The organism is Acinetobacter terrae, assembly GCF_013004375.1.
Taxonomy (GTDB): domain Bacteria; phylum Pseudomonadota; class Gammaproteobacteria; order Pseudomonadales; family Moraxellaceae; genus Acinetobacter; species Acinetobacter terrae.
This window is the reverse complement of sequence record NZ_JABERI010000020.1, coordinates 56,817-82,603: the sequence shown is the minus strand read 5'-3', so window position 1 is coordinate 82,603 and position 25,787 is coordinate 56,817. Positions and strand designations below refer to the sequence as shown.

Genomic DNA, 25,787 nt, shown 5'->3' with positions numbered 1-25,787 from the left:
AATAGCTTTAGATTAGAATGCTTTTCGATGAAAAATTACAATTACAACAATGAATTAGGGGGTTGTCTTCCATGACTAAAAAATACAGTAAATTTTTACCTTCTCCGGAAAACTTTAGCTTAGAAAATTTTCCATATTATTGGGTTACCCAAGTACATGCTCAATACGTTCAGAATGTCGATCACGTACTAAAAAAATATGGTTTAGATAATTCTCGTCGCCGAATTTTACTCGCTTTAAAATCAAAACCGCATGCAAGTGTGTCGGATCTTTCCGAAATGGTCGTATCCAAGATGTCAACGACCACCAAAATTGTTTATCGCTTAAAAGATGAAGGATTAGTTGATACTTACTCATGTGAAGATGATGCCCGAATTACCCGTGTAGTCTTAACGGAAAAAGGACAACAAATGACCCAGAAGATTAACGATCTCACCAATGTGGTTTTAGAACAATCTTTTGAAGGATTAACCCCCTTACAAATTGAAAAGATGATGGAAAGCCTTAAACATATTTTCAAAAATCTAGCGCACTAATTTAAGTTTCATTTAAAAAAATTTAATCAGGAGTTACTTTTTGCTTTACCTACACGACATATTACTAAATAAATTTTATTCAATAATTTTCACAAAATCGTTACAATAATAAAATACAATTACAACAATTAAAAAACAGGAGAAACATCCATGACAAAAAAATATAGTAAATTTTTACCTTGTGTCGAAAATTTTAGTTTAGATAATTTTCCATTTTATTGGGTTACCCAAGTACACGCTCAACATGTACAAAACGTAGATCATGCCTTAAAAAAATATGGTTTAGACAATTCTCGTCGCCGGATTTTACTTGCATTAAAGTCGAAATCGCATGCAAGTGTCTCTGACTTATCTGAAATGATTATTTCTAAAATGTCGACAACCACCAAAATTGTCTATCGCCTAAAAGATGAAGGATTAGTAGACACTTATTCGTGTGAAGATGATGCCCGAATTACCCGTGTTTTATTAACAGAAAAAGGGCAACAAATGACCCAAAAGATTAACGACCTCACCAATGTGGTTTTGGAACAATCTTTTGATGGCTTGACCCCATTACAAATAGACAAAATGATGGAAAGCCTGAAGCATATTTTCAAAAATTTAGCACGTTAAGCTAGACTTAATCGAAAAAATTCAGTTGAGGCGTTATTTTTTCGATTTTTGCTTTAGGTACATGTGAACACTCAAATTCATCTTCAGGAAACCCTTCTACAAATGATCGGATATCTGGAGACTTCCAACTTAGCCATTCATTTAAACGCTCGTGAGGGATAACAATCACTGAGCGTTTAACATTTCCTGGCTCATGAAATTCTTTCATCATGGGATGATCAATTGCATCCATACGCAACACCATCCTTACGTTGAATTACCTTCCCTTTCATTATTTTCTATCTAGTTGATTTTATTATATTGGTATTATTACCACATATAACCTAGCATTACATGACATGCCTTTTATTTGTGAGTAATATGGTGAGTAATTCTTTTTATACCATAATGGTCGTTACTCACATCATGTTAAATGACTTAAAAATCAAACAGCTGAAGGCTAAAGAAAAAGTGTACCGTGTTGCTGATCATTCTGGATTGTGTATTGAAGTTCGACCAACCGGGAAAAAGTTTTGGCGGTATCGCTATCGCTTTCTAAATAAGCCGCAAATGCTGACAATCGGACAGTATCCAGAAATAAGCTTGTCGTATGCCAGAACAAAAACAAATGAGTTCCGGGAGCAGCTTGCTAAAAATATTGATCCAATTGCACTCAAGAAAGCTGAACGTTTGGAGGCGATGCAGGCTCAAGAAGAAACATTCCGAGCGATTGCTAAAGAATATTGCGACCATAAAAAGAAGGCAAAATCAGAAAATTGGCTTTATGTCCGAAACCTTGCATATGAGGTGGATATCTTCCCGATGATTGGAGATAAGCCAATCAAGGATGTGAGTTCTGTAGATGTTAAAAATATTATGGATGGTGCAATTAAGCGAGTTTTAAAATCAGGAAAAGGTACTGGTGAGAATAAGGCAATCTCAATCAGACAAATCATTGCTGAAGTCATGCAGTATGCAATTATTTCTGACAGATTGATTAATGACCCGACCTATGCATTACGCGGATATATTCATAGTCCAGAAACTGAGAATGCCCAACCGGTTAATTCTAAAGATCGTAAGCTGATCATGCCAAGCATTGATAAATACACAGGCTCTATTAGTACTAAGAATGCGCTTAAGGCACTTATCTATACAATGCTACGCACAGTCGAGATTCGCAGAGGCTTAAAGGAGTATGTTGACTTTGAGGCTCGCACCTGGACAATTCCAATTGCTTCCAAGTCTGACATTCTTGCCGGTAAACGCAACATGAAGAAAAACCGGATTCATATTGTGCCCCTGTCAGATCAGGTTGTGGATATATTGAAGGCACAGTTTGCCGCCTACCCTGATAGCCCATACATTTTCCCTGGTGTTAATAATGACACGATGATTGGGCCTACAACACTGAATCAGGCTTTTCGGAATATGGGTTTAAGTCATATCACCATGCACGACTTTAGGGCCACAGCATCCACGGATCTAAACGAAGCGAACTATAATTCCAATTGGATTGAATTGCAGCTTGCACATGTTAAAGGCGATAAAGTTAAGGCAACCTATGATCATGCAAAATGGCTGAATGATAGAAGAAAAATGATGCAAGACTGGGCTGATATGGTGGATAGTTGGAAAGAATAGCCCTCACTTGAGGGCTTTATCTTTTAATAACGCTTACTATTAAATACCGATTTCGCAAAATCAATAAAGGTAATAATGACCTTCGCCCATCGTTCCCAATTTTGACCAAGATCAGTGATAAATGATTTCACGAACGCCAATACCCATGCTTTTTTATCAGCACCAGACTCACGCTCTTTTTCGGCTGCATCCATGGCATTTGTGGCGGTTTGATAAATTTCACGCCCGATGTCCACAGCATCAACAAAATTAGAAAGCGCACCGGTAATAGTTAGTGTGGTCATTATTTATATCCCCATGGTAATTGAAAGTGTGGGCCGTCTTTAAAAGTTTTCCAGTCACCGCCCCATTCGATCGGAATATCGAGTTCTTTGGCTGCTTGCTTCATGGCTTTTTCGATCTGGTAGTAGTATTTCCAGTCCCAAGTCACCGTGCCGTTTACCCATGCACCAAGATCAACTGCATGGCCTGTGAGGTGGCGTGAATTTTTGGTCTGGCTTGCGCCTTTTTTCACAAGTTCGGCTTGTCTTGCTGTGGTACGCACACCCTCAATTACAGTGAAATCACATTCAGAGATTTGAATGGCTCGTTTAACCACTTTCACCAGATCGGGATGCACGCCTTTTAAATTACTGATTGAGCGTACACCGAGCATAAATATTTTTTGTTGAGTTGGTAGCACATTTGCAAAGGCTTGGATCTGCGCTGAACTTGTGGATTGATGCAATTCAGGCTGTGCAATCTTTTTACCAATCCATGCCAGTGCGGGAATAATAATCCCAATAATCAAGGCGTGATGCTGTTGTGGAATCACTTGAAAATCTAAGGCCCATTGCAATGCAGGGATTAATACGAGCATTAAAAAAGCCCCCAGGATCGGGAGCTTTACGGAAAGATATTTCCATGCACTTTCGTTTATTAATTTCATTAATCTTCTCTCAGTCTCTTTACTGTTAAGTCGTGGATTTCTTGAGCGCGTTTATTTTCCTGTCGTCGGTAATACCAATTCACTATCAAGCCTGCCATTGCCACAAAAAGCCCCGCCCATGGCAATATGTCTATTGATAATATCCAGGCGAAAAATCCACCCAGACCACCGATGTATGTTGTCTTGCTTGCAACATCGCTAATGACTGCTGCTGTTTCTGCTGTTAAATGCGCCCGATCAGCCATTGCGCCCCCTAAATTTTGGTAATAAAAAAGCACCCGAAGGTGCATTGTGTTGAATGGTTTTAAACTTCTATTTGTGAATGCGACCCACTCGGTGCGGGTCGTAAAATGACTTGGTTTGCAATAAAAACTCGGGCACCTAAATTATAGGATGTACCGGATGTACACAGCACTGGACCAGATCCACCATCAATCTGCACCCGGTATTCGGGATGCTTCACTGATGTGATGGTGCCTATGTATTCCGTATGTGTGGGATTCAAAAGCTTTCGTAATTCAAATAAAGGATTAGTCACGGCTGATACGCTCCACAGTAATTGTTTCATTTACTTTTTCATGCGAAAAGCTACCACTTACACCATCAATCACACCCCACCACAGGCCATTAAATGCAATGCTTTTACCGGGTAGCATCTCGCCAATATCGAAGCTTACCGGAATATCTGAGAAAGTGTGTAGCTCCTGAATATTGGCTTTCACCAGCTCATTTTTTCCATAACTCGCCCCTGCTACCACGTTAAATAATGGCCCTGTAATCGTTTCAAGCGGAACATCGCCGGATGTACTGCGCTGCTGTACTTTCAGACTTTCACCGCTGCGGCTATTCACTACCGTAATAGCATTAAAGTCAGCAATGTATTCATCGTTCTGCTTGATGTTTTGCTGCATCACCAAACTTTCAGACAATAGAATGTCGTAGTCAGCAACAGCCATCGAATCCCAATAACCCTTTTGATATCTGGGTAAAATACTCAGTGTATTGCCGACTTTTTGGCTATAGATAAAGCCACCACCGGCATCCACGACCTGTTTGATTGCATCGATTGGTGCAAGTTCGGCATAGCTCAGGCTTTCAGTCGGAACGATCCAACCAAGTTCATCGATTAGCTTCCAATCTAAAGCAGTGCCACTATTTGCTCGATCTAATTCAGCTTGAACCAGTTGTACAGAGGTTCGTTCGTTATCTTGAATAAATGAACGTGAAGGCGCATATTTACCCGAATTTAAAGCTGTGACGCTTCGCCCAGGGTAAGTGTAAAAAACACTGGCAAACTTTCGGGTTTCCTCAGGATCTTCAAGCAAGATATGATGCTCAAAACCATTAATCATGACCTTTAAAATCACAGGCTGACCATCAATCGGCTGCAGCTTTTCTTTTTCGGTATGGGCCACGGTAATAGAGTAAGTCCAGCACCATTGGGATCGGCTGGTACTGTATGTACCATCCATGACCTTGATCTTCTCGCCGGTATCCAATCGCTCGGCTGTTAATACATTCACGATATACCACCAGTTCCTTTTCGGCAGCGCTGGAATACAGTCATCTGCACCAAAATTTAAAACAACATTGTGTGAATCAACGTCATGACATAAGCAGATAAAGTTTAAATCTGTACTACCTTGATATGGCTCAGGTTCAGGCTTTGGCCAAGGTAAAACTGGATGTTTGCGATAATGAATCGCTTTGGCTTTATCCCATGGCAGATCTGACTTGGTGATAATCTCAAGGCTTTTATCCCACTCAAATGAAAAGCGCTTTTCAAAGACCTGTGCTACCTCATGCGAGTAAGTAAAAGTCTTGCGCCGGCGGATCATTTCCTGCCAGACTGTTTCTTGGTTATGACGCAGCTTGACGGTTTCTTCATGCACATATCGCTGATGAATAAAGCGTTTATTGCCTTCCTCCCAGATAATGTATGCATCAGAAGTTAATCCAGTCGCTTGATCATGTAGCGTTCTAATCGCTCGAGTTAATGATCCTGCTTGCTCATACTGAATATTTGCCTGATTCGAAATCACCAATCCCTGATCATAAAAAAGAGCCTCATTCGAGACTCTTAAGATTGGTTTGGCCCATGGTATTTCTGTGGTGCTCAGGCATGCAATCGCTTTCTGATATCGCATATCAAAACCGTAAGACACACCGACCAGGTGATTGATATCGAATAGCGCTTTAACTTCAAACTGAAACTCAGTATCTAAAACAGTATCAATGATGCAGAGATTTTCATTAAAAGATGCTTCGATTTCAAAACTAAAACTCGTATCTAGAACTGCATCAATTTGACCAACAACATCAGCGCTTTCACTAAATACAGCGACCACATCGAATCCGAATTCAGTATCGAGTACCGCGTCTATGAAATCTACATCACCACTATCACCATCTCCAAAATTTAAAACAACATTGTGAGCATCAATAACTTCAAGCGGTTTTTTAAAATCGAGGTCTATATGATGTGCATCAATTTCATTATTAATTCCCACATGCACACCTCAGTTTATGGTCTTAGTTTTATTGATGTGGCCGACAATGAGCCGCCAAGTAAAAGGCTGGTATTCGCCAAGCTAATATCTGTACCCACTGTCAGATCCGCAGCGACCTCACCTGCACCGTTATAAATTCGTGCCCATGATGCGGTACCGGTTTTAATCACGGTTGCAGTATCGGTTGGATGCAACTCCACATAGGTTGCGGTAGTTTCTTTAATACAGGGTTCTGGCAATACCAAGGTGACAAGCGCCTTAGTTGAATCAGCAACAATCGCTGGACTGGCTGGTTGTGTGCCTTCATAAAAAATAACGGTAGCACTTTGACTACCGCTATCCATAAAATTTGCAAAGGCTTGAATCATGGCAAGCCGGGCATTAATGGATGTTTTACTCATTTTGGCACCACATTATCTTGAATGACTGCATTAAAGTTCTTGGATGGCATAGTGGTAACAATGATATATGGACGGAGAGAAAGCCACTCAAACTGATAACCTCCACTCATGTCCGTCATTGCTTTTTGAATTAGATTTAAGCTCAATGCGTCGAGTAAAAAAACCGGCAATGGGAATGAGGCTTTTTTACCCTGTATGTTTACTATGCCTTTAATTTTCCGATTTATAAGAAAATCAGAATCTCCTGTGAATTTCCCAATAAAACGCCGATGAATCCTATCACTCTTGACTCTCATAATTCACCCGCTATCTGTAGTAATAATTGACCCTGATAGCGAGAACCGAACTCTGTATTTAATGCAAGATATATAACACCATTGTCTTCAAAAAATTGAAAGTTCGGGAGTGGTTGAGCTTGATATAGCCACTTAATAAAAGGAAGCTTCCCCCTAAAGACACTATCTGCCCATAAATCAACATCTGTATAAATAATCTCGCCAATATCACCAACTAATGCCGATATATTTTGATAGCCGCTGTGTGTCAGCCTTTGAGCTGATGCTGTTCCAGTTGATCCAACAGTACCTCCATTTAGTTTGCGAGAAGTAAAAATAGTGTTTAGTGTTGAGCCTTGAACCAAACCTTGTGACCACCCCCTGCTTTCTGGTGATTGTGATGCAGAGCCAGACCATGTCAATCCTGAGATGTAATCATTAAAAATATCACCACCAAAATAAGGTTTGTATTTACCAAAACCATTGATCAAATAATTAGCTGTATTCACACCCGGACTATTTGCAATTATAAAACTATCCTTTGTGCCAATAATTATCCACTTTCTCGCCCCGTTGGCTGGTGATGATGCATCACTCTGGTTTGGTTCAGAAATATGCAGTCCTGATGATTCGCCATGCGCATAATACCACTTCATCCACCCATTAATCGCACCCGATCCGCTTCCTGTTCCGACCCAGTTTTTATTCGGGTTTGTTGGATCGTAAGGAGATTGCACACCAAGCATCGTATCAATATCCATCATGCTTTCAACTATGCCCACTTTTGCAAATTTCGCATAGTTCGCATTCCAGAGCGGGTCGAGCTCATCAACAACTCGCAAATATGGACGACTTGGCAAAAATTCATTGGTTGAGCGATATGTAGCTTTTCCACCACCGCCTGCATTTACGCTTAAGAATGGCTTTTCCCATCCAAGTGGCGGCAATGATGCTGTGATTGTACCTGTAGCAGTACTTACACTTGGTGCTGCTGCAAGTTCAAACGTCACACTCTGCGCATTCGGTACTGTTAAAATTCGATGCTCACCATTAAATTCAGACTGATTTGCTCCTGTGATCTTAATCACCTGATACTGCATCAAATTATGTGAAGAGCTGAATAATGCCGTGACTATGGTGCCTGATGCTGTGAGTGAAGAAACTGCACCAATATTGATACCATTTACTAAACAGGCATCGAGTACATTAATCATGGAGCCATAAGCATTTTGCAGTTGTGGTGCATTGTTATTGGTATGCACAAAAAACTTAATATCTGTACTTGCGACCATTTTTATATATCCATAAAAAGACCGCATAAAGCGGTCATATTTGATTTAAATTTTAAATAACGCGGTCAATGTCACCACGCAGCATGATCTGGAATTGATCTGAAATTACAGCCGGCTCGGATTGCTTCACAGTGCGAATCACCCAGACTGGGAAATTAGAAGCGATGGTGTTGAAGCGCAGGACATTGCCATTTGCCCATCCCGCCCCCCAACCTTCTTTTTTGATGACAAAATAAGGAACACCAGTGACTGGGTTGATCGGTGCATAGTCCGCATTAGTGGTACCAGTTCCAATCTGGCCAGAATATTCACCAATGCAGCGGAATGATTGTGCATCGGTAAAGATTAATGCCCAGCGTTCCTGAATCGCACCTTTATTGGTGACCTGAAGCGGATACAGCGAGTCGTTGTAATTTGCTAAAATGCTTGAGCTTGGCTCATCTGCCCAGGCATTGCTCCAGGACCCTTGCACAAACTTGCGTGTATAACGCGCCTGCATATCGCCAATAACCAACGCAGACCCAACAATGGTATCTATTGCATCATAGTTATGGGTTAAAGGCTTGGTGAAAGTCAGCTGACCATTAATCTGCACATCACGGATCAAACCCATATCCTGATAACGATATTTGACTGTCAGTGGTGCAACCAGATTACCCAGCACAAAATCACCACCGAGCGTCACACGGCCATAATCATAATCGACCGTGTAAAGGTCAAATAACACCTTCGCGCCATTGGCATCTTCAAGTTCAGCCCATGAAATACGTTGATCTTGCAGTTCATAGGTTGTGCCCGCAATTGCGCTTGGTAGTTCTTGAGACTTGCTAGAACTCACAATTCCGATACCGCCAACTCGGAATATCGGCACTCGCCCATCGATTGGCAAACGAGTAGCCGATAAGCCCAGAATCTCTGAATCCAGCGGAATATAGGTATAAGCCACAGCGTTATAACGTACCGATGAAGCATCTACCCATGCAGGGACATTAATATAAGTGTCAACGCCTTCCTGATATTCAAGTAATGGGTCGTACCAGGCATTTGCTTCAATCCCAGCCCGGTTAGCTTCGGTAACCTTGGTTTTGATGTAGAAGTAAATCGTGACAAAACCATTATCCCAGTTCACCTGTCCGTGAGCTTGACTGGTTTCAATCACGCCATTTTCATCAGCGGTCAGTGTGAGTTGACCATATTCAAGCGATGTCACGATAATAGTCATCGACTGCGGACGGATTGGAATAATTGGTGTTCTAAAGCTGATTTTATTAATTGGTGGTAAATCGGTCGTAGTAATTAGCGACTCAAGTGTCAGTGAATTGGCTTGCCCTGGTGTCCATGAGCTCAGTTCAATTTCACCAGTGCCAAGGCGAATTAAACCCGATTGAATACCACTACCATTGCTCGGATTGATATCACGATAAATCAAACCATCTCGATCAATGAAGGTGCTGTCACCGAGTTTAAAGCGAACCGATCCAGATAAAATCTGCTCGCTAAAGCCATAGGTGAGATCAAACTTTAAGTCACCACTTGTTATGGATTTTGTGCCAGATGTACTGCCGGAAGCATCGCGGTAATGCGCTTTAATTCCTGTTGTTTCAGAAAAAGCTTTGTATGTTGTATTTCCAAGAGCAACATTACTTGGCTGTGATTGATAAATTGTCATATTTCCTCACTTAACCTGCAACATAATTTGCCCAGGGGTTTGACTGTGGCTTATAGCTAGTGGTTGCTGTAGCCGTTGGTAGTGATGAACTCGAGCCACTTTGGGTTGAGCTGGAGAGGCTAAAAGTCTCAGGTGTCTTTTCATAGAAAGATGAAGTTAAAACAACCGGAGTCATACTTACCGCGCCAGTCGAATAGTTGACTGTCCCTTGCACCTGACCAAAAGCATCAATAAGTGAGCCAGAGCCATTATCTGTGACAACGAGGGTAATTGTGTCACTCAATGCGGATGTGAGTGGAATCTCAAGCATGACTGAGTTGGGTTGCAGTGCTGCACCAGTACCAACGGTAAATGCGAGTTGCTGACTTGCATTTGGAATAGCTGCTGGCACATCCTGAGTTTTTGCATCACCAAACTGATAGCTAAAATTAAATACAGTACCTTTTTGCGGTAACTGATTTGGAATCAAAGCACCTTTACCTAATGCAAAATTAATAAAGCCTATTGCATCACCAGTAAATTTACCCGCATTATTTGAAGTTGCTGTTTTTGTCACACCTTCCAACACCCAAGTTACTGTCACGCTACCAGCAAGAACAGCCTCTTGCTCAAGATTGAAATCAAACTTCGCAGGTAGTACAGGTAAATTGGCTCGCTGATAAGTTGCAATCGGTGTGCCCCAGTTCAACAAAATTGGTGTATCTACATCCGGCAAGGCACCGGTGGTCAATAACCATGAGCCGGTTTCATAATTGATCATGCCCGAACCAAATGACGGACTGGCAGCCTTTAACTGACCTGACCCAACATCCTTGAGCTCATAGAACTTGCCCTGACTCATATATGAAATCGACAAAGCACCCGGTGCAGGAATCGGAATTAAAACTCCGGTCCAGTTTGTGCTTTGGTTATTTTGAGTCACTGGAATGGCATGACTTTGATAATACTGATTCGGTGCGGCTGCTGGCTTAAATGTGATATTCAAGCTCACGGTTCCGGATGGTGCTGCTGCAGTCCATTGAATTAGTCCGCGTTGATAATCAATGGTTCCAACCTGAGTGCCTTGAGTATTTTTAAGCAAGCCACCTTGGTCAGTAATCTGCTGACCTTGTAATGTGAAAGCCACACTTGAAGGAATCACAGCTGAGCCAATGTAAAGGTTTTGACTCACACCAATGACCATATTTGGATAACTAGCTGTAATGGTGCCAGTATTACCCGCAACTAGCACCACACTTTCACCGGCTGCATTCACATCAATAATTGGGGTTTCGGTCTGAGCCGATGGAATCAGTTGTGCAAAGATACTTTTTGCATTCACTGTAAACTCACCGACATTTGCATCAGAAGCCAATGCAGTCGATGAGTAATACAGGCCGGTATCAGCAACAATGGTATCGCGAATGATGGTTTTGGATTTCTCACCGTTGTACCACTGACGCGCTGATAATCCGACAAAGTCAACTTCAAGAGCATCATTCAAGGAATACGTAGCAACCTTATATTCGACATTCTTATTATCAATAACCATGATGGCAGTGCGGGTCTCTACCTTGGTAATCCGCACATACTGTTCGCGCTCCAATACCTTGCCCTCATCACTGACCAGAACAATGGTATCACCCACAGAAGACTCGGTTTCTTGTGGAAACATCACCACCTGTAGTGATGACATTCCCTGCCAGTGGGTATCGAGTGGTGTGCCAGCGATCTGACCACCTTTTGCTAGGTAATTTTCTACCCGGTTCTGGGCAGACTGACGCTCATCATTCCAATTTTTTGTGCTGAATAGTAGTGCTGACACGTTTGGGTCTTCTGCTAGCTCAGATACAAATACCGTCGCACCCATGAGCAGATCAGTATCTTCAGTAGTAACCGCTGGAAAGACCTTGCGCATGGATACATCACCCATGGTTCGATCCATCTCTGACACATCATTGAACAGGTTGTTACTGATACCATCCTGAACCACAACGCCAGAATATTTACCACCACCATCCGAGTTGTCAGTCAAGCGCTCAGACTTGTAAATCACTAAATCTTTAGTTTCAATCGCCATCGTTTAACTCCGTAAAGCGTAAGGTCACGTTGTAATAATCATCCAGTGATACGGCTGGAATACCTTTCACTGGATCCGCTTCTAAAGCGCCATCCTGGTGGTTAAATTTGACGGTGAATTGCCGGTTGTCATGCGGCTGTTCAAATTGAAGTTTAAAAACCTCATCCTGCAACTTAGACCAATCCAAAACAGTCCGTAAGTGTCGAAGTTTGATCCAGCCCATTCCTGTATCTGCCGGTTGTAAAGTGATGGGCCGACCTGACTTCTTTTTGCCTTCTTGAATATGCAAGGTGCCATCCATGGCATAGTTTTGCGTCTGCTCAATGGCCTTCCATGAGAATTCATCAGGCCATAAAAAACCGTCCTCTAATGGGACGGTTTCTGATGTTGCTAAGCGAACGAGCTTCATGTTGATTTCGCCTGTGTTTTAAGTTGTTTGATCAGTTGATTCATTGCTGATTCCTGTTCTGCTGATCCTGACAATGAAAGTGTTTGACCACCAAAGCTAATGTTGTAATTGACGTCTTTGGATGCATTGGTTGTAGTTGGGCTTGCAACTGGTGTACTGACATTAGGTGCAAGGCTATTTACATCTACTGGCTTGGTTGAAGGGCCTGTAGACACAAGGTTACTGGCAGTCATTTGACGCATCAGCTCATTAATTTTGTTTGTACCGTGCTGAGTAGTTAAGCCTTTAGATGCTGCATTATTAAACTCGGCATTAATTAATGCTTTGACTGCAAGACTTCCATCCTTGCCTAGACCTTGTTCTTTAGCACTACGATCCGCTGCCATTGCTTCAGACCAGATTGAACCAGCCAATTTCTCTGCCTCTTTATCACTATAGCCCTTACCCTTAAGCTGCGATAAGACATCGGCTTTGCTGTATGAGCTGTAGTCATAAATCCCTTTACTTAATGACTCGCCTTGGCGCTTCATTTCTGCATCAAAGTTTTTGGAAGCAGCCGCAACCGCTTCATTCCATGCCTCTGTTGATGACTTGGCTTCTTCACGCGCGATATTCCCTGCATGGCGATACCCATCACCAATTCCTCTTGCAGAATTCTCAACACCAACATTGGCTTTAACCCACTCAGATGTAGTTTGAACCACAGCCTTTCCAGTTTCATCTATTTGAACTGACAACCCCGCTGATGCGGCCTTAGCATTAGTAGCTGCAATTACGCCAGCATCACCGGAAGCTGTAGCAGCTTGCATAGTTCGCTCATAAGCTTGACGTATGCCTTCGGCTGTAGCTTTTCCTGATGCTTGAATAGTATTGAAGTCAGCTAAAGCTGATTGTGCAGCGAGCTTTAAGTTCTCCTTGGTTTTAATACCCAATCGTTCAAAAGCTTGTTCAACAGGATCAAGGTCGGCAGGCAGTTTTTGGATAACTTGACGAAGCGCCAACATACCCATTTCAACCTGCTTAACTGACATCTGCCCTGTTTTACCAAACTCTTGCAGCTTAAGCATTGCAGCATCGACTTCATTCTGACTTTTTGCTGTCTCAAGCCACTTCAACCATGCTTGATAAATAGCATTTCCTGCTTTTTCACCTTTAAAGCCGAGCTGCTCAACACCATTTGCAAAATCACCTAATACTTTTGAATTAGTATTAAAAGTTTCGGTTATGCCATTTTTTAACTCGTAAAGATCAAGTTTTAATGTTGCTGCCGCTTTTCGAGCTTTATCTGTAGCATTAGCGGTGGATTCAGCTCCCTCCTTGTTTTTACTCCACGCCTCGACTCCAACCTTGCCTGATTCCCCCAAGGTTACAATGTAACCCTTCGTCAACAGATCAGCTTGCATCACGCCATCCATGACACCGCCATTGGCTTTGATAGCAGCTTCGGCATAGGTTTGGACAGCGCTTAGTTTTTCAGCTTCAGTGGCTTTCTTTCCATCAACTTCGGTTTTTTGATCAGCAAGCAAGCTTTCTAGTTTGGCTTTAGATGATGCGACTGATTCGGCATCTTTTTCTTTTTGAGTTTTGCTAATATCATTTACAGCTTCAATGCCCTTGGATTTAAATTCCATAGCACCGTTTGAAGCTTTTGTGTAGTACTCCTGAGCCTTAGCTGCAAGTTCTTCATATTCTTTTAATGCCTGATCTTTAGCATCACCAAATAAAAGCTTAGATTTCCAGTATGTAAATGCAGATGCAACATCATAAATTGCGCCAGTAAGTAGGTTTACACCAATACCAATTGCCGAAAAGCCATCACTAATAAATCCAATAACAACATTCAGCGCTTGTAATAATTTGGTGAGGCCACTCGTTTTATCAGATGCGGTTTCAAGACCGCTATTGAAGTTGAATATTTGAGATAGGGTGGTATTTAAGATATCAAATATTGCTTCAAAAGCTATTCCAACTGTAGAGCCAAGCTCCTTGATTGTGTCATAAGCACTTACTAACGCAGTTTTTAAGGCTTCTATCGTTGCTGAGTCAACCTTCTTAAGCTGATCCCCTACCCAAACAAAACCTTCACCAATATCATTCAAGACAATATCGAGATCTGCAATATTATCTGCAAGCACCACAAGCCAATCTGCAACGGTTGACGATGCGCCATTGGCCTGATCCATTGTGCCAATTAGAATTTGCCATTGAGTCGATATTTTGGTTAAGGCATTACCAATAGTGGTAGGAAATTTATCGTAAGTTGCTTGAATTTGACCGGCTTGAGACTGAATCGCCTTGGTTATGCGCTCTGCGCCCAATTCGCCATTCTCAGCCATCTTCCTGAGTTCGCCAGTCGTAACACCGATACCTTTCGCCATGGCACTGGTTAGACCCGGCGCTTGCTCCATGATGGAGTTAAATTCATCTCCGCGAAGAACGCCTGACTGTAATGCTTGAATAAATTGCTGTAGTGCGGCTTCACTTGCCTGCGCTGAACCACCACCGATTTGAACGGCTTGATTGATTGTTTTGGTGAGGTCTAACGCTTGTTGCTGCGTCATCCCCATTTGTTTACCAGTATCATTAATCTTTGTGAAAAGATTACCAGTAGCCTCAAGGCTTGAATTTGTCATCAAAGCAACTTGATGGACTCCTGCCATTGCAGATGTGAAGTCACCACCGTCTTTTGTAGCAATATTAATACGTGCTGAAAGAGTTGTGTAGCTATCTGCTGCATCTGCAAGCCCTTTTACAGACACACCAACACCAACCGCAGCCATAGCAGCAACAAGTGCATTGACAGCGAATTTAGCGCCATTCATACCCTGCTGTAGACCAGTGGTATTTGCCAACAGGTTTAATCGAAAGTCTAAATTCCCTGCCATCTGGTTTTCTCCGGGCAATAAAAAACCCGCTCAATGGCGGGTAAAATTTTAGGTATTAAAAAAGCACCCTAGTGTGCTTTATCTGTTTAGGGTATATCAACAGTAATCAATCAAAGCATTCGCATTTTGCTGATAATTACCACTCAAAGACATAAAGCCACTAGATAGAATTTCATTCTTGTGCATAAAATTCAAAAAACCATCAATAGCAAAGTCATAAGACTTTAATAACTCATCCTTCATTCTGCCTTCACAATATGTGGCAGTTTGTTTTTCAGCTAGATTTCTGCGAAGATCTTGCAAGTCCTTAACTGGCTGAGATAAAGCTATTCGTGATGTAGCGCCAGCAATATTTAATGCATCCACCCATCGCCCAGATAGCCCAGCATAAAAATCTTTGTCTTTTTGTCCCATTCTTGGTGACTCAATGATCTTCTTAGCCTCCAAATAGTCCATTGAATATTTGGCTTGCAACTCCTTTACTCTTACATCTGTCTCAGCTTTTTTGGATTGTTCTTGTTGGGCTTGGGTTATGTCTTTTTTTTCCTGATCAATTTTTTGTTGATGGGAAATTTCAGCCTGTCTTAAGCGCTCAGTAGTTGCTTTACTTTTTTCGTTCATAAAATAAAATAGAGCCACTATTAAAACTAAAGCACCAATTGAAATATATTTCAACTTCACAATCATCGCTCCCAGTTAATGCTATAAACAGCGCCATCAACGACTGTTATTTCGTACTTCACATTATTGAGCGAATAAGAATAAGTGATTGCTTTGTGTGGCCAACCATTGCGGTCATGAATGATATGACTGTATGAAGAATCTGGACTACCAAGCACATCAATCATTTTGCCGTATGAATTCCCGCGCTCTACAAAGCCAGTACTACCCCGAACTGAATCAGTACTCACTGCAAAAGCAGATGTGCTAACCATCAAGGCCATCACTAAAAGTAATTTTTTCATCCTGACTACCCTAAATTATTATTTTTACATCATAACTTTAGGTGAATGGTTGATCAATCAGAAACCATTTCTTTCTTAAATGATTCAAATCCCTTTTTATCCGTCTGGGCCACACGCGCTGCAATAGCAGCATTGAAGATTCCCTGTTTATACAGCTTATTTGATGCCTTAACGTAGCCCTGAAACGCGCCATAGGTCATCTGCATGATTTCGCTGTGTTGGTGGCCCATAGATACCAGAAACTGAAATGAGTCGAACCAAGTGGATTCTACGGTCTGTTTCTTTGCTGTATGTTTTGGCGTTTCATATTTGAAATAAGCATGATTTACACTCAGAACCGCTTTAAGTAGTTGTTTGAACTTTTGCTCATCAGCGGCAAGTTTAAATAATGAGTCATTATCCAGATCGGTCACACAAGCCATAGTGGAAAAGACCTGCACACCATGATCTGTAAATAGCTCTGTCAAAATTTCATCTGAATAATCTCTATCTTTAATGAAGTTCTTAATCACTTCGGCATGTGTTGCCCAGATATCAAAGTCTTTCATCTGTATCTGGCGAACCTCAATGTCATTAACCTTAATACTTCGATTTGTTGCTAAGAAAAAATCATTCATGATGGAATCTCGGGTATTAAAAAACCACCGCGAGGGTGGCTATGTATTTTGCTTTTACCGGGGGCACAAAGGGTCATTAATAATAAAAAACTTTCTTATCAATCTGACTTACAACTTCATTCAAAAGCTTTTTATCATTTGATTCATATCTTATAAGTGTCTCACCACCTGTACTTTGAACACTTACGTGTACAACAGGTATTTGACCGATGTCATCAAAATTTGGTTTATTCATTGTTTTTTCTCGAAGGCTGTATTGCTTCTGGTGCAGCAGGTCTCGTTGCAGTTGAGTAAATTCAATAGCGCCATTTTGATTGATATACGCTCTTAATTCGGTTCTCCGCATGCCCAGCCTATTCGCAATAAGTTCAGCTGTTAATGGGGCGAATTCATTAAATCTATTAAATTCATCCGAACCCAGTGATTTGCACCCACTTAATAAAAGATTAAGTGATTCAAAAGCCAATTCTAATTCTTTTGTCCAAACCATACCTGCTTCTCACCAATGCTTATAATTCTACCTAAATTATAACATTGATAAGAAAAACAGGCACAAAAAAAGACGCTTATGCGCCTGTGGAGTTCTTTGTGCCTATTCTATTGTTATGGTGCGACTACAGCAGGAATTGTCACAATATGGCCGTACAAACCAAGTGATGCATCTGATTGCTTTGTAATGTCTGCCAAAGCCTGACCTGAAATCGAATATTGCCCTAATTCTTCATGAATTAATGGGAAAGTCGTTTCTGGTGACTTCTTGGTGCGCCATAGCGTACATGCAACAGAATCACCGCTTGCCGTATTCACACCCTTAAAGAACAGCTTGTATTCTGTATTAAAGTCGGATGCAAATGTGGTATTTGTCACCGCGCCAGTTGTGTATGTTGCTGATACTGGCTGTGTCAATCCAGTCACATCATTAAATGTAACCGTACCAAACTTAGCATCAAGTGTGTATTTCGATACATCAATGGTTTCTGCTCCAGCTTTAAATGTCGCAGTAGTTAAGTTATAACCATCAAGTTTGATTTCTTGACCAACAGCAACCGTGCCGAGCGAAGCATCCGTCACCGTTTTTGTGGCAATTTCATGATTCATACCTGACAGAATATACTTCAAGTTTTCAGCATCGATTTCTTCAAGCTGACCTGAGAAATTCACCGAAGTAGCATTCACCATCGTAAAGTCGGTGGTGCGCTGCCCTGTCATTGATTCTTTGTGCTCAACAATATCGGCACCGATTTCTAACTCAAACTCAGGTACGTTACCAAGCGCACGTAATGCACCTGCTACACCGTTGGTAATTTCAGCAAGATAGAAACGACCTTGCAGTGAAATGTATTTATTCGCCATTATTTAGCATCCTCTTTTACTGCTTTGGTTTGTGGTTTGATTTCTTCAATCACACGCTCAGCTACCAATTTTTTAACCTGATCTTCTGTTAGCTCACCAACAACGTCGCCTTGCTGCCAACGCCCCACTGGTTTTAAAGCTTTATATTGCTTCACCATAACGGCTCCTAATTAATAAATTTGATTTCAAATAAGAAAGGGAAATACGCAAAGCCTGCCGATGAGCCAATTTGCACACCCGCATCAACGCGTTCAAATGATCGAAAACCTGCAACTTGAGGATTGAAGCCCTGCATTTTGCCAAGCAATTCACGAATCAGCGGATCTGCTTCTTTACGAATATTGCTCGTTTGATCAAGTTGCGATGATGCGTCACGCACAGCTAAAACAATGAGCCACTGCTGAGTGACCGTGTTTGCTCGGCCCTGCCCGACACTATCGCCGACACGGTCACCCACATAAATTACATTCAGTGCAGGTGCAATGTTCGTAATCTGAAGCATGTCATCAACACTAAATGGTGTATTCACCGCCAAAATGTCTTTATTGGTTTCAAGCAATTCAACAATCTTGGGTTCAACTGCAAAATAATCACTTAGCATTGAGTAATAACTCCAACAAATACTCTTCAATTTCAAATAGAACTTCTTGAGAGTCATCGACTGACATGCCAAGAAATGGCCGCGGTGGAATAATGACGCTTTGGATTTGAGCCCATCCACCCATCGTTGTTTTAAACTTTAGATACTTTCCTGTTTTTGCCCTGATCGTTGCACCGAAATGCAGAACTGGAGCGTAGAAAACATTAGTACCTACAACGACACGCTTACCTCCATCAAGCACGGTGTACTTGATTGAGTTATAGAGTCGACTGGTATCTCGCAGAGTTGTCCCACCCTGAAGCTTTGCACGCCATGATTTTTGCCATGGCTTATCATCCGTACCAATACCTGTGTTAATACGCTGTTTTGTATTATGTTCAAGCACTGAGCCGATGTTATGCATCAACTTGGAATGGTCACCAGCTTGCTTTAAAACCTTGTTTAACCACTCCGTGATTTTTTCTTGACCATGAAACTGAATAGTATCTGCCATGATTAAAGACTCGGCATATCATCAAGTTTTGCGTTTGAGAAAACACCGCCTGTGTACGTCGTTCCAAGTGGTGCGCTTGCTCTAACTTTCTTAGGCTTGGTTACTTCCTGAGTTTCAGTGTTCTGAATTAGAAGCGTTGCCTTCCCATCCGCCACGCGTTTTAAAAACCCGATTGCATCTTCATATCGCTGACGCACTTGATCTGACGCTTTAGAACGCCATAACAAGAAACGAGCAATATCACAGATATAGATTTTTAAGTTTTTAGGGGGATCGGAAAGCGGCACATCGTAGATGACCCCGATATAACCATCGGCAATATCAGATGCATCTTCGATGTAAGAACTAACCGACTCGGAAGCAGTTAGTCCTCGCTCTAATTGAGAAATCTCATTCTCACCGTAACGCAAGACCAAATCACTTCGATCTGCGTACATAGGTCACCATTAGCCTGCTGATGCAGCAGCCGACACTTTCACAAGTGCTTTAGGCTTCGCCACGATTGGCAACTGGTTTGATTGAACATGCAGATCAAAACCACGGTCGAACTGTTTACGCATTTGTTTGCGCAGTTGGATCGTTTGGCAAAGGCCGACAAAGACAGTCTTGAGTCTGAAGTTAAGCGCGCCCAGGTCATTTCACAAGTGAGTGAACAGATCGTTGATGCGCACAAAACCCAATTGGAAGCTGTGAAATTGGTAGCTCAGTACAAGGGTCTTAACCCGAATCAGGAAACACCACAGATTGCTGTCGGTGATATGAATGTGAGTGTTTGATATGGCTAAAGCTATTGCAATCAAATACACCGAAGAAATGCTGATGTTTTTACGTCAGCACAAGGAAACGCCACGCGCTGAATTGGCTTGCAAGTTTAACGAGAAGTTTGGCTGCAAGCTTTCGATTGATAGTGTCAAGGCAAAATGCTTGCGCATGGGATTAAAAACAGGTCGAACCGGTTGTTTTTCACCTGGTCAGAAATCTTGGAATGATGGCTTGAAGGGTTACATGGGTGCGAATGCTACCAGTTTTAAGAAAGGTCAAAAAGGCTGGAATGCAAAACCTGTTGGTTTTGAGCGAATTACCAAAGATGGGTATATCGAAGTCAAAACAGCCGAGCCAAATGTTTTTGAATTAAAGCATCGTGTGGTGTGGTGTGAAGTGAATAAAGAAATCCCAAAAGGCCATGCTTTAGTTTTCAAAAATACACTCAGAACTGATTGCCGGATTGAGAACTTGATGTTGATCACACGTGCTGAACTGGCTCGATTGAATCAATCATATATTAAGCACAGCACACCAGAAACACATGAGTCATGCATTCTGATGGCAAAAATTAAAGACAAAACTCATAAATTGAAGGTGGCGTGATGTTTAAAGTCGGTCAGCTTGCAGTGAGCATACGTGAAAGATGCGTTATCCAGATTAGACGCATCAAGATACAAAACGGTGAGCAATTGCTTGGTGTTGGCAAAAATGGCAATTGCTGGGTTCTTGCTAAAGATTACGAAAAATACAAGAAGGTGGCGTGATGGATATTCAGAAAGAAAGAGAAGCGTTTGAAGCGTGGTTTGAATCACGCTATGACGCCCATTTTATGCAGTTTGCGCTCGATCTAGGCTTTTATGTTGATAAGCACACTCAAACCTGTTGGGAGGCATGGCAAGCAGCCAAAGCTCAAGCGGTGCCGAAGTGGATTTCGGTTAAGAATGCCATGCCGAAAGCTGGCAGCCAAGTTCTCACTTATGATGACTATGGTTTTGTCAGTGTGGAGAATATTGATGGTTGTGAAGATCCAAATAATGTGTACTTCTCTCATTGGCTGCCATTACCACCTGTAGAACAGGAGCCAGCCAATGACTGAAATCCAAAAAACAAACATCCAGTTTGCTCAGTTGCAGATCGACAACATGACGGCACGCGATAAGCCTTACATCGATTCATGGAATGCTGGTGATGTCGGCTCATTCAATGCAATTTTAAATACCGTTGATTTTGATAATGAGTTCACTTTCGATATGCGCGGATGGTCAAGACAACGTGTTCAGTCTGGCACAGGTGCATTGATTGAAATTAATGAGATGAATGCGGACAAGTTGTATCACTTGTTCAGCACTTATTTAAGCGGATTGCCGAGAAGTGTGGTTTTGAGTTTGGGAGAGGTTTCATGAAGGCGAATGAGTTTGTTGGATTTCACGGAATAGGAACTGTTAAAGACATTGTTAAGCACTATGAAAACCATACGCATGTAACAGATGATGCGAGAATGTTTATAACTGAGGATTTTTACAAGAAAACGAAAGCTGATTATGTTGATGATTTAAATAGCATGGTCAAGATGGCTGACCTAAAACGCCTTGTTGAAAGTCATGAGTTGGTGAGTGATTACTACGGGTTAGCTAGAGCAAAAGAACATGCTGAGTCAAATTACACAGCGCCAGAACTTAAGGCTGCCTTAAAACAAGCCATCGCAGATGTTGAAGCATGTAAGGAGGTTTCTTAATGGGAGTTGCAATTGATTTAACGAATACTGAGCGTCGCATCTCTACTGCTGAGTTTGCTTTGAGAATGAATATTTCAGAAAAGGAGCTTTATGCCAGAATTAATGATGGTCGTATCAAATCACCAATGAAGGATGGGCGAAAAAACTATTGGCTGAACAGCTATGTTTTGGAGTGTATTGTGAATCCAGATAGTGATAACATGGTTACCATGAATGCGTAAGTATAAGCATAAAAAACAGGTCGCATTTAGCGGCCTTTTTTTCACAATAAAACCAAATGTGAGTAATATTGTGAGTAATGAAGCAGTTAAAATAATAATTATAATTTAAAAACAATTACTTATATTAATGATGATGACTTGCATCCATCGTGATCATGGTGGCTGAACGAACCACTTCATCCCCGATCTTAGCAATTTCATAAAGTGCTGCAATAAAAATAGCTTGACCATCTTTGCGACGCACACCCCAACGCTGTGGCTTATGATCAAAATACTTGGACTCATAGAACTCAGCCACTGGAATGACACCAAATTTACATTTCATCAAGGCATTATTAAAAGTAGGTTTCTGAGATAAAGTTTCATTGCGGGCGTTATAGGTTTTAGATGCAATTGTTTTATCTTCTGCCCATTTCGGAACGAGACCAAACATCACTTTACGCCACTCAAGATATTGTTGTGATTTAAACAATAAAGGCAAGTCATACCCCGGATAAACTTCTTCCGGATATTCAAAAGGAATATCCGGTAGCTTTAAGTCCTGTAATTGTTTAAGTGTCAATGGTTTGAAGTTTGCGCACATAGCATAGGTATTAGATTAAACTTATTCGATTATAGCCTTAACTGTATCAATGTGACTGTATTAGGTCGTTAGGAATCGTCAGCCAATGTGTAAAGTGAAACTCCTAGAATTTCATTGCCCATTAAAGCATCCTAAACCAGAGTTTTTCTTATAACCAAATGGAGCATCCGCTTGACCTGCCACCGTAATCAAAAAAGAACTGGGAACGCTATATTCTGAGGTTGATTTTATGATTCGCTGATCAAAATCAACTGTTCACTTTTTTGATGGCAACATATATACGCCAGTAAATTAAAAATGAAGTTGCTATGTCCACCACGGCACTTTTAATCGCATCGATATGCGCAAGTTGAACTTCATCAAACTGACCTTTAAAAACGTTAAAAATCAGTTCAAAACAGATTATGACTACAATGGCAAAAATAGTAATTTTGATGGTAATCGGTAAATACAGTGCAATGAAACGGTTTAAGAATGCATGACCTTTTTCACCGCAATTGGCTTTAAAAGCAGCATTGATCCAACTGATCAATAAACCTAAATTAATGACAAATCCAGCCAAACTGATTTTAAGTTCTTCAATCCCTGTCTGACTTAAAGCAAAAAAGCCCAACAAAGTCAAAATACCGCTGACAAGATAATAATTTTTAAAATCAGCTTGGCTAACGCTGTTTTGTTTCAAATCTTTGATTAATAGGTCGGTGCGCCAAAAATACATGATTTATACTCCATTATTATGTGCCGATCATATACAAAAAAAGCCTCACAAGGAGGCTTTTTTATTCAGTTCACAGGATTAGTCGCCTGTATAACCTTTTAATTTCAAACGTGCTGCATGCAATAGAGGTTCTGTATAACCCGATGGTTGTTCACCACCTTTAAAGATCAAGTCAGAAGCTGCCTGGAAAGCAATGTTGTTTTCAAAGTCATTCGACATTGGCGTGTAAAGTGGATCATTGGCATTTTGCTCATCCACAATTTTCGCCATACGCTGCATCACTTCTTCAACCTGCGCACGCGTTACAATACCGTGACGCAACCAGTTCGCAACGTGTTGAGAAGAAATACGTAAAGTTGCACGGTCTTCCATCAAACCAACATTGTTGATATCGAGAACTTTAGAACAACCTACACCCAAATCAACCCAACGAACCACGTAACCCAGAATACCCTGACAGTTATTTTCCAGTTCTTTGGTTTTCTCTTCTTCAGACCAATTAGTGTCTTTAGCCAATGGCGGAGTCAACAAATCGTCTAAAGGTAATGCTTCAGTCGCCAACAATTCTTGCTGACGGCTTGCTACATTAATTTGGTGATAATGAATCGCGTGAATGACCGCACCTGCAGGTGACGGAACCCATGCACAGCTTGCACCTGCTTCTGGATGTTCAGTTTTGGTTTTGTACATGTCGAGCAACATATCTGGTTTTGGCCACATGCCTTTACCAATTTGTGCTTTACCACGTAAGCCTGCTTTCAAGCCAACCATCACGTTACGGTTCTCATAAGCCGGGAACCAGATTTGAGATTTCACTTCGCCTTTACGAACGAAAGGACCAGCTTCCATGAAAGTATGAATTTCATCACCGGTACGGTCCATGAAGCCCGTGTTAATGAAGATGGTACGGTCTTTCGCTTGAGCGATACAGTTTTTCAAGTTTACAGATGTACGACGTTCTTCATCCATGATACCGATTTTAAGCGTTTTAGCCGGTAAACCTAATACTTGTTCAGCACGTTCAAACAATTCAACGGCAAAAGCAACCTCTTCAGGACCATGCATTTTTGGTTTAACGATATACATAGAACCTTTACGCGAGTTCTTGATTTCGTTTTCACCTTTAATGTCTGCGAAAGACAACAATGGTGTAACCAACGCATCCATGATGCCTTCATAAATTTCCGCACCATCTACAAGAATGGCTGGATTGGTCATCAAGTGTCCAACATTACGAAGCAACATGAGTGAACGACCGTGAATAGATGTCACGCCACCAATCAGATTTTTATGAGTGCGATCTTTGTTCAATGCACGAGTAACAGTTTTACCATTTTTTTCGATTGATTCTTCGAGCGTGCCGCGCATTAAGCCTAACCAGTTACGGTAGCCTTCCACTTTTTCTTCTGCATCAACTGCAGCAATCGAATCTTCTAAATCTTGAATGGTCGTTACAGCAGCTTCAAGTACTAAATCTTTAACACCAGCTGCATCCGTTTGACCAATCGCGCTGCTTGCATCAATTTCAACAATTACATGCAATCCATTATTTTTAAATACAATTTCAGTCGGTGCAGCAGCTTCGCCGTTATAACCAACGAATTGTGCTTGATGCACTAAAGTGGTGGTAGAACCATCTTTTAAAGTCACAACAAGTGCATTGTGCTCTACTATGTATTTTGTTGCATCTGCATGCGAACCATTTGCCAACGGGAAAGTTTCATTTAAGAAGTTTTTCGCGAATGCAATGACTTTTTCGCCACGGACTGGGTTATAGCCTTTACCTTTTTCCGCGCCACCTTCTTCAGGGATTACGTCGAAACCGTAAAGTGCATCGTATAAAGAACCCCAACGCGCATTTGCCGCGTTTAAGCAATAACGTGCGTTACGTACAGGTACTACAAGTTGTGGACCAGCCAAAAGTGCGATTTCTTCGTCGACATTTTCTGTGCTGATTTTGAAATCTTCTACTTCTGGTAATAAGTAGCCAATTTCTGTAAGGAAAGCTTTGTAAGCTTCTAATTGAAATTTGTTGTTGCGGTGCCATTCATCAATTTTAGCCTGAAGATCATCACGCTTAGCTAAAAGCGCCTTATTCTTAGGACTAAGATCAACAACGACTTGCTCGAAGTTTTTCCAGTATGTTTCGCTGTCTAAACCAGAACCTGGTAATGCTTCATTTTCGATGAAATCGTAAAGTTCTTTAGCAATCGCTAACTTGCCTTTTTGAATACGTGCAGTCATTGTCTTTCCTGATATTGCTACTTTTTATAACAAGAGATTCTAGTATACCGATTTAAATCTAGCTGAATAGTACTATCACAATGCTAAATAGTGATCATTTTTTATAAAATAAATATGCACATTATTAAATAAAATACCGCTCACAAATGCGATGTCATCATCAACTTGAATACCTTTTTACAGTTTATAAAGTTTTTGAAATGTCGAAATTAGACTTAAGTGCAGATTTATAGATAAAACAGCAGTTAAACCCGACATTGGTATAGTTATAGAGCAAAGATTAAACAATG

32 protein-coding genes and 3 pseudogenes are annotated in these 25,787 nt (G+C 41.3%); 10 read left to right on the top strand and 25 right to left on the bottom strand.

The annotated features are described in order from the left end of the window. Positions 1-71: 71 nt before the first annotated feature. Entirely contained in the window at positions 72-536 is a 465-nt protein-coding gene (locus HLH14_RS09325) for a MarR family winged helix-turn-helix transcriptional regulator (RefSeq protein ID WP_067726085.1), read from the top strand. Positions 537-686: 150 nt separating this feature from the next. Next, on the top strand, positions 687-1,151 hold the full coding sequence (locus HLH14_RS09320) for a MarR family winged helix-turn-helix transcriptional regulator (protein WP_171532987.1): 465 nt from the start codon (positions 687-689) through the stop codon (positions 1,149-1,151). Between the two features lie 7 nt (positions 1,152-1,158). Here the strand turns inward: HLH14_RS09320 and HLH14_RS09315 are convergent. Further along, positions 1,159-1,392, bottom strand: a pseudogene (locus tag HLH14_RS09315) (DUF159 family protein); the annotation flags it as partial. Positions 1,393-1,556: 164 nt separating this feature from the next. On the opposite strand from HLH14_RS09315, the gene HLH14_RS09310 reads away from it, so the two are divergent. Beyond that, the gene (locus tag HLH14_RS09310) at positions 1,557-2,774 is read left to right on the top strand and encodes a tyrosine-type recombinase/integrase (protein ID WP_171532999.1); all 1,218 of its coding nucleotides are present in this window, start codon (positions 1,557-1,559) and stop codon (positions 2,772-2,774) included. A 23-nt stretch (positions 2,775-2,797) separates the two neighbouring features. On the opposite strand, the gene HLH14_RS09305 is transcribed toward HLH14_RS09310, so the two are convergent. The 21 genes and pseudogenes from HLH14_RS09305 to HLH14_RS15835 form a co-directional block, all read right to left on the bottom strand. Next, positions 2,798-3,058, bottom strand: coding sequence for a hypothetical protein (locus HLH14_RS09305; protein WP_171532986.1), 261 nt, complete (start codon positions 3,056-3,058; stop codon positions 2,798-2,800). After that, positions 3,058-3,633, bottom strand: coding sequence for a M15 family metallopeptidase (locus HLH14_RS15960; RefSeq protein ID WP_235940489.1), 576 nt, complete (start codon positions 3,631-3,633; stop codon positions 3,058-3,060). Before HLH14_RS15960 ends, HLH14_RS09305 begins: the two co-directional genes overlap by 1 nt. Before the next feature lie 68 nt (positions 3,634-3,701). Next, on the bottom strand, positions 3,702-3,947 hold the full coding sequence (locus HLH14_RS09295) for a holin (protein ID WP_171532985.1): 246 nt from the start codon (positions 3,945-3,947) through the stop codon (positions 3,702-3,704). Between the two features lie 59 nt (positions 3,948-4,006). Further along, positions 4,007-4,240, bottom strand: coding sequence for a hypothetical protein (locus HLH14_RS09290; protein ID WP_171532984.1), 234 nt, complete (start codon positions 4,238-4,240; stop codon positions 4,007-4,009). After that, a complete protein-coding gene (locus HLH14_RS09285; protein ID WP_378321060.1) occupies positions 4,233-6,212 on the bottom strand; it encodes a hypothetical protein in 1,980 nt (659 codons plus the stop codon). The genes HLH14_RS09290 and HLH14_RS09285 overlap by 8 nt, the downstream gene beginning before the upstream one ends. Positions 6,213-6,226: 14 nt before the next feature. Next, positions 6,227-6,613, bottom strand: a complete 387-nt coding sequence (locus tag HLH14_RS09280) for a hypothetical protein (protein WP_171532983.1) — start codon at positions 6,611-6,613, stop codon at positions 6,227-6,229. A gap of 292 nt (positions 6,614-6,905) precedes the next feature. Beyond that, positions 6,906-8,180 (bottom strand): hypothetical protein, encoded by a 1,275-nt coding sequence (locus HLH14_RS09275; protein WP_171532982.1) that lies wholly within the window; start codon positions 8,178-8,180, stop codon positions 6,906-6,908. 52 nt (positions 8,181-8,232) lie between these two features. Continuing rightward, positions 8,233-9,849 (bottom strand): hypothetical protein, encoded by a 1,617-nt coding sequence (locus HLH14_RS09270; RefSeq protein ID WP_171532981.1) that lies wholly within the window; start codon positions 9,847-9,849, stop codon positions 8,233-8,235. Between the two features lie 139 nt (positions 9,850-9,988). Then, a pseudogene (locus HLH14_RS09265) lies at positions 9,989-11,908 on the bottom strand (hypothetical protein); the annotation flags it as partial. After that, on the bottom strand, positions 11,898-12,317 hold the full coding sequence (locus HLH14_RS09260; protein WP_171532980.1) for a hypothetical protein: 420 nt from the start codon (positions 12,315-12,317) through the stop codon (positions 11,898-11,900). The pseudogene HLH14_RS09265 and the gene HLH14_RS09260, both read right to left, overlap by 11 nt. Continuing rightward, on the bottom strand, positions 12,314-15,202 hold the full coding sequence (locus HLH14_RS09255) for a tape measure protein (protein ID WP_171532979.1): 2,889 nt from the start codon (positions 15,200-15,202) through the stop codon (positions 12,314-12,316). The genes HLH14_RS09260 and HLH14_RS09255 overlap by 4 nt, the downstream gene beginning before the upstream one ends. A gap of 96 nt (positions 15,203-15,298) precedes the next feature. Beyond that, entirely contained in the window at positions 15,299-15,883 is a 585-nt protein-coding gene (locus HLH14_RS09250; RefSeq protein WP_328703810.1) for a hypothetical protein, read from the bottom strand. A gap of 2 nt (positions 15,884-15,885) precedes the next feature. Next, complete coding sequence (locus HLH14_RS09245) at positions 15,886-16,137, bottom strand: hypothetical protein (RefSeq protein ID WP_235940487.1); 252 nt, start codon at positions 16,135-16,137, stop codon at positions 15,886-15,888. Positions 16,138-16,220: 83 nt separating this feature from the next. Further along, positions 16,221-16,784: a hypothetical protein gene (locus HLH14_RS09240; protein ID WP_171532977.1), complete on the bottom strand. Its 564-nt coding sequence runs from the start codon at positions 16,782-16,784 to the stop codon at positions 16,221-16,223. A 76-nt stretch (positions 16,785-16,860) separates the two neighbouring features. Then, on the bottom strand, positions 16,861-17,274 hold the full coding sequence (locus HLH14_RS09235; protein ID WP_171532976.1) for a hypothetical protein: 414 nt from the start codon (positions 17,272-17,274) through the stop codon (positions 16,861-16,863). Positions 17,275-17,387: 113 nt separating this feature from the next. Further along, positions 17,388-18,137 (bottom strand): phage tail tube protein, encoded by a 750-nt coding sequence (locus HLH14_RS09230; protein WP_171532975.1) that lies wholly within the window; start codon positions 18,135-18,137, stop codon positions 17,388-17,390. Then, entirely contained in the window at positions 18,137-18,295 is a 159-nt protein-coding gene (locus HLH14_RS09225) for a hypothetical protein (protein WP_171532974.1), read from the bottom strand. The genes HLH14_RS09230 and HLH14_RS09225 overlap by 1 nt, the downstream gene beginning before the upstream one ends. An 8-nt stretch (positions 18,296-18,303) precedes the next feature. Beyond that, a complete protein-coding gene (locus tag HLH14_RS09220) occupies positions 18,304-18,738 on the bottom strand; it encodes a phage tail terminator protein (protein WP_171532973.1) in 435 nt (144 codons plus the stop codon). Continuing rightward, complete coding sequence (locus HLH14_RS09215) at positions 18,728-19,231, bottom strand: phage virion morphogenesis protein (RefSeq protein ID WP_171532972.1); 504 nt, start codon at positions 19,229-19,231, stop codon at positions 18,728-18,730. Before HLH14_RS09215 ends, HLH14_RS09220 begins: the two co-directional genes overlap by 11 nt. Positions 19,232-19,233: 2 nt before the next feature. Beyond that, positions 19,234-19,668 (bottom strand): gp436 family protein, encoded by a 435-nt coding sequence (locus tag HLH14_RS09210; RefSeq protein WP_171532971.1) that lies wholly within the window; start codon positions 19,666-19,668, stop codon positions 19,234-19,236. 9 nt (positions 19,669-19,677) lie between these two features. Beyond that, a complete protein-coding gene (locus HLH14_RS15835) occupies positions 19,678-19,791 on the bottom strand; it encodes a major capsid protein (RefSeq protein WP_235940486.1) in 114 nt (37 codons plus the stop codon). Between HLH14_RS15835 and HLH14_RS09205 the strand changes: the two genes are divergently transcribed. The 7 genes from HLH14_RS09205 to HLH14_RS09175 are packed head-to-tail and all read left to right on the top strand — an operon-like array spanning position 19,792 to position 21,952. Continuing rightward, positions 19,792-20,007, top strand: a complete 216-nt coding sequence (locus HLH14_RS09205; RefSeq protein WP_235940485.1) for a hypothetical protein — start codon at positions 19,792-19,794, stop codon at positions 20,005-20,007. 1 nt (position 20,008) lies between these two features. Then, positions 20,009-20,599 (top strand): HNH endonuclease signature motif containing protein, encoded by a 591-nt coding sequence (locus HLH14_RS09200; RefSeq protein WP_171532970.1) that lies wholly within the window; start codon positions 20,009-20,011, stop codon positions 20,597-20,599. Continuing rightward, positions 20,599-20,760: a hypothetical protein gene (locus tag HLH14_RS09195; protein ID WP_171532969.1), complete on the top strand. Its 162-nt coding sequence runs from the start codon at positions 20,599-20,601 to the stop codon at positions 20,758-20,760. Before HLH14_RS09200 ends, HLH14_RS09195 begins: the two co-directional genes overlap by 1 nt. Next, entirely contained in the window at positions 20,760-21,092 is a 333-nt protein-coding gene (locus HLH14_RS09190) for a hypothetical protein (RefSeq protein WP_171532968.1), read from the top strand. Before HLH14_RS09195 ends, HLH14_RS09190 begins: the two co-directional genes overlap by 1 nt. After that, complete coding sequence (locus HLH14_RS09185) at positions 21,085-21,399, top strand: hypothetical protein (protein ID WP_171532967.1); 315 nt, start codon at positions 21,085-21,087, stop codon at positions 21,397-21,399. Before HLH14_RS09190 ends, HLH14_RS09185 begins: the two co-directional genes overlap by 8 nt. Further along, on the top strand, positions 21,396-21,731 hold the full coding sequence (locus HLH14_RS09180; RefSeq protein WP_171532966.1) for a hypothetical protein: 336 nt from the start codon (positions 21,396-21,398) through the stop codon (positions 21,729-21,731). Before HLH14_RS09185 ends, HLH14_RS09180 begins: the two co-directional genes overlap by 4 nt. Continuing rightward, the gene (locus tag HLH14_RS09175) at positions 21,731-21,952 is read left to right on the top strand and encodes a hypothetical protein (protein WP_171532965.1); all 222 of its coding nucleotides are present in this window, start codon (positions 21,731-21,733) and stop codon (positions 21,950-21,952) included. The genes HLH14_RS09180 and HLH14_RS09175 overlap by 1 nt, the downstream gene beginning before the upstream one ends. Before the next feature lie 130 nt (positions 21,953-22,082). On the opposite strand, the pseudogene HLH14_RS09170 reads toward HLH14_RS09175, so the two are convergent. The 3 genes and pseudogenes from HLH14_RS09170 to HLH14_RS09160 form a co-directional block, all read right to left on the bottom strand. Then, a pseudogene (locus tag HLH14_RS09170) lies at positions 22,083-22,535 on the bottom strand (SOS response-associated peptidase family protein); the annotation flags it as partial. Positions 22,536-22,782: 247 nt separating this feature from the next. After that, complete coding sequence (locus tag HLH14_RS09165; protein ID WP_171532964.1) at positions 22,783-23,253, bottom strand: hypothetical protein; 471 nt, start codon at positions 23,251-23,253, stop codon at positions 22,783-22,785. A 78-nt stretch (positions 23,254-23,331) separates the two neighbouring features. Beyond that, positions 23,332-25,497, bottom strand: coding sequence for a malate synthase G (locus HLH14_RS09160; protein ID WP_171532963.1), 2,166 nt, complete (start codon positions 25,495-25,497; stop codon positions 23,332-23,334). Positions 25,498-25,787 lie beyond the last annotated feature (290 nt).

Coding starts and splice junctions, on each gene's coding strand:
- HLH14_RS09325 (WP_067726085.1), top strand. CDS start 72: ATGACTAAAAAATACAGTAAATTTTTACCTTCTCCGGAAAACTTTAGC.
- HLH14_RS09320 (WP_171532987.1), top strand. CDS start 687: ATGACAAAAAAATATAGTAAATTTTTACCTTGTGTCGAAAATTTTAGT.
- HLH14_RS09310 (WP_171532999.1), top strand. CDS start 1,557: ATGTTAAATGACTTAAAAATCAAACAGCTGAAGGCTAAAGAAAAAGTG.
- HLH14_RS09305 (WP_171532986.1), bottom strand. CDS start 3,058: ATGACCACACTAACTATTACCGGTGCGCTTTCTAATTTTGTTGATGCT.
- HLH14_RS15960 (WP_235940489.1), bottom strand. CDS start 3,633: ATGCTCGTATTAATCCCTGCATTGCAATGGGCCTTAGATTTTCAAGTG.
- HLH14_RS09295 (WP_171532985.1), bottom strand. CDS start 3,947: ATGGCTGATCGGGCGCATTTAACAGCAGAAACAGCAGCAGTCATTAGC.
- HLH14_RS09280 (WP_171532983.1), bottom strand. CDS start 6,613: ATGAGTAAAACATCCATTAATGCCCGGCTTGCCATGATTCAAGCCTTT.
- HLH14_RS09275 (WP_171532982.1), bottom strand. CDS start 8,180: ATGGTCGCAAGTACAGATATTAAGTTTTTTGTGCATACCAATAACAAT.
- HLH14_RS09270 (WP_171532981.1), bottom strand. CDS start 9,849: ATGACAATTTATCAATCACAGCCAAGTAATGTTGCTCTTGGAAATACA.
- HLH14_RS09260 (WP_171532980.1), bottom strand. CDS start 12,317: ATGAAGCTCGTTCGCTTAGCAACATCAGAAACCGTCCCATTAGAGGAC.
- HLH14_RS09255 (WP_171532979.1), bottom strand. CDS start 15,202: ATGGCAGGGAATTTAGACTTTCGATTAAACCTGTTGGCAAATACCACT.
- HLH14_RS09245 (WP_235940487.1), bottom strand. CDS start 16,137: ATGGTTAGCACATCTGCTTTTGCAGTGAGTACTGATTCAGTTCGGGGT.
- HLH14_RS09240 (WP_171532977.1), bottom strand. CDS start 16,784: ATGAATGATTTTTTCTTAGCAACAAATCGAAGTATTAAGGTTAATGAC.
- HLH14_RS09235 (WP_171532976.1), bottom strand. CDS start 17,274: ATGGTTTGGACAAAAGAATTAGAATTGGCTTTTGAATCACTTAATCTT.
- HLH14_RS09230 (WP_171532975.1), bottom strand. CDS start 18,137: ATGGCGAATAAATACATTTCACTGCAAGGTCGTTTCTATCTTGCTGAA.
- HLH14_RS09225 (WP_171532974.1), bottom strand. CDS start 18,295: ATGGTGAAGCAATATAAAGCTTTAAAACCAGTGGGGCGTTGGCAGCAA.
- HLH14_RS09220 (WP_171532973.1), bottom strand. CDS start 18,738: ATGCTAAGTGATTATTTTGCAGTTGAACCCAAGATTGTTGAATTGCTT.
- HLH14_RS09215 (WP_171532972.1), bottom strand. CDS start 19,231: ATGGCAGATACTATTCAGTTTCATGGTCAAGAAAAAATCACGGAGTGG.
- HLH14_RS09210 (WP_171532971.1), bottom strand. CDS start 19,668: ATGTACGCAGATCGAAGTGATTTGGTCTTGCGTTACGGTGAGAATGAG.
- HLH14_RS15835 (WP_235940486.1), bottom strand. CDS start 19,791: ATGCGTAAACAGTTCGACCGTGGTTTTGATCTGCATGTTCAATCAAAC.
- HLH14_RS09200 (WP_171532970.1), top strand. CDS start 20,009: ATGGCTAAAGCTATTGCAATCAAATACACCGAAGAAATGCTGATGTTT.
- HLH14_RS09195 (WP_171532969.1), top strand. CDS start 20,599: ATGTTTAAAGTCGGTCAGCTTGCAGTGAGCATACGTGAAAGATGCGTT.
- HLH14_RS09190 (WP_171532968.1), top strand. CDS start 20,760: ATGGATATTCAGAAAGAAAGAGAAGCGTTTGAAGCGTGGTTTGAATCA.
- HLH14_RS09185 (WP_171532967.1), top strand. CDS start 21,085: ATGACTGAAATCCAAAAAACAAACATCCAGTTTGCTCAGTTGCAGATC.
- HLH14_RS09180 (WP_171532966.1), top strand. CDS start 21,396: ATGAAGGCGAATGAGTTTGTTGGATTTCACGGAATAGGAACTGTTAAA.
- HLH14_RS09175 (WP_171532965.1), top strand. CDS start 21,731: ATGGGAGTTGCAATTGATTTAACGAATACTGAGCGTCGCATCTCTACT.
- HLH14_RS09165 (WP_171532964.1), bottom strand. CDS start 23,253: ATGTATTTTTGGCGCACCGACCTATTAATCAAAGATTTGAAACAAAAC.
- HLH14_RS09160 (WP_171532963.1), bottom strand. CDS start 25,497: ATGACTGCACGTATTCAAAAAGGCAAGTTAGCGATTGCTAAAGAACTT.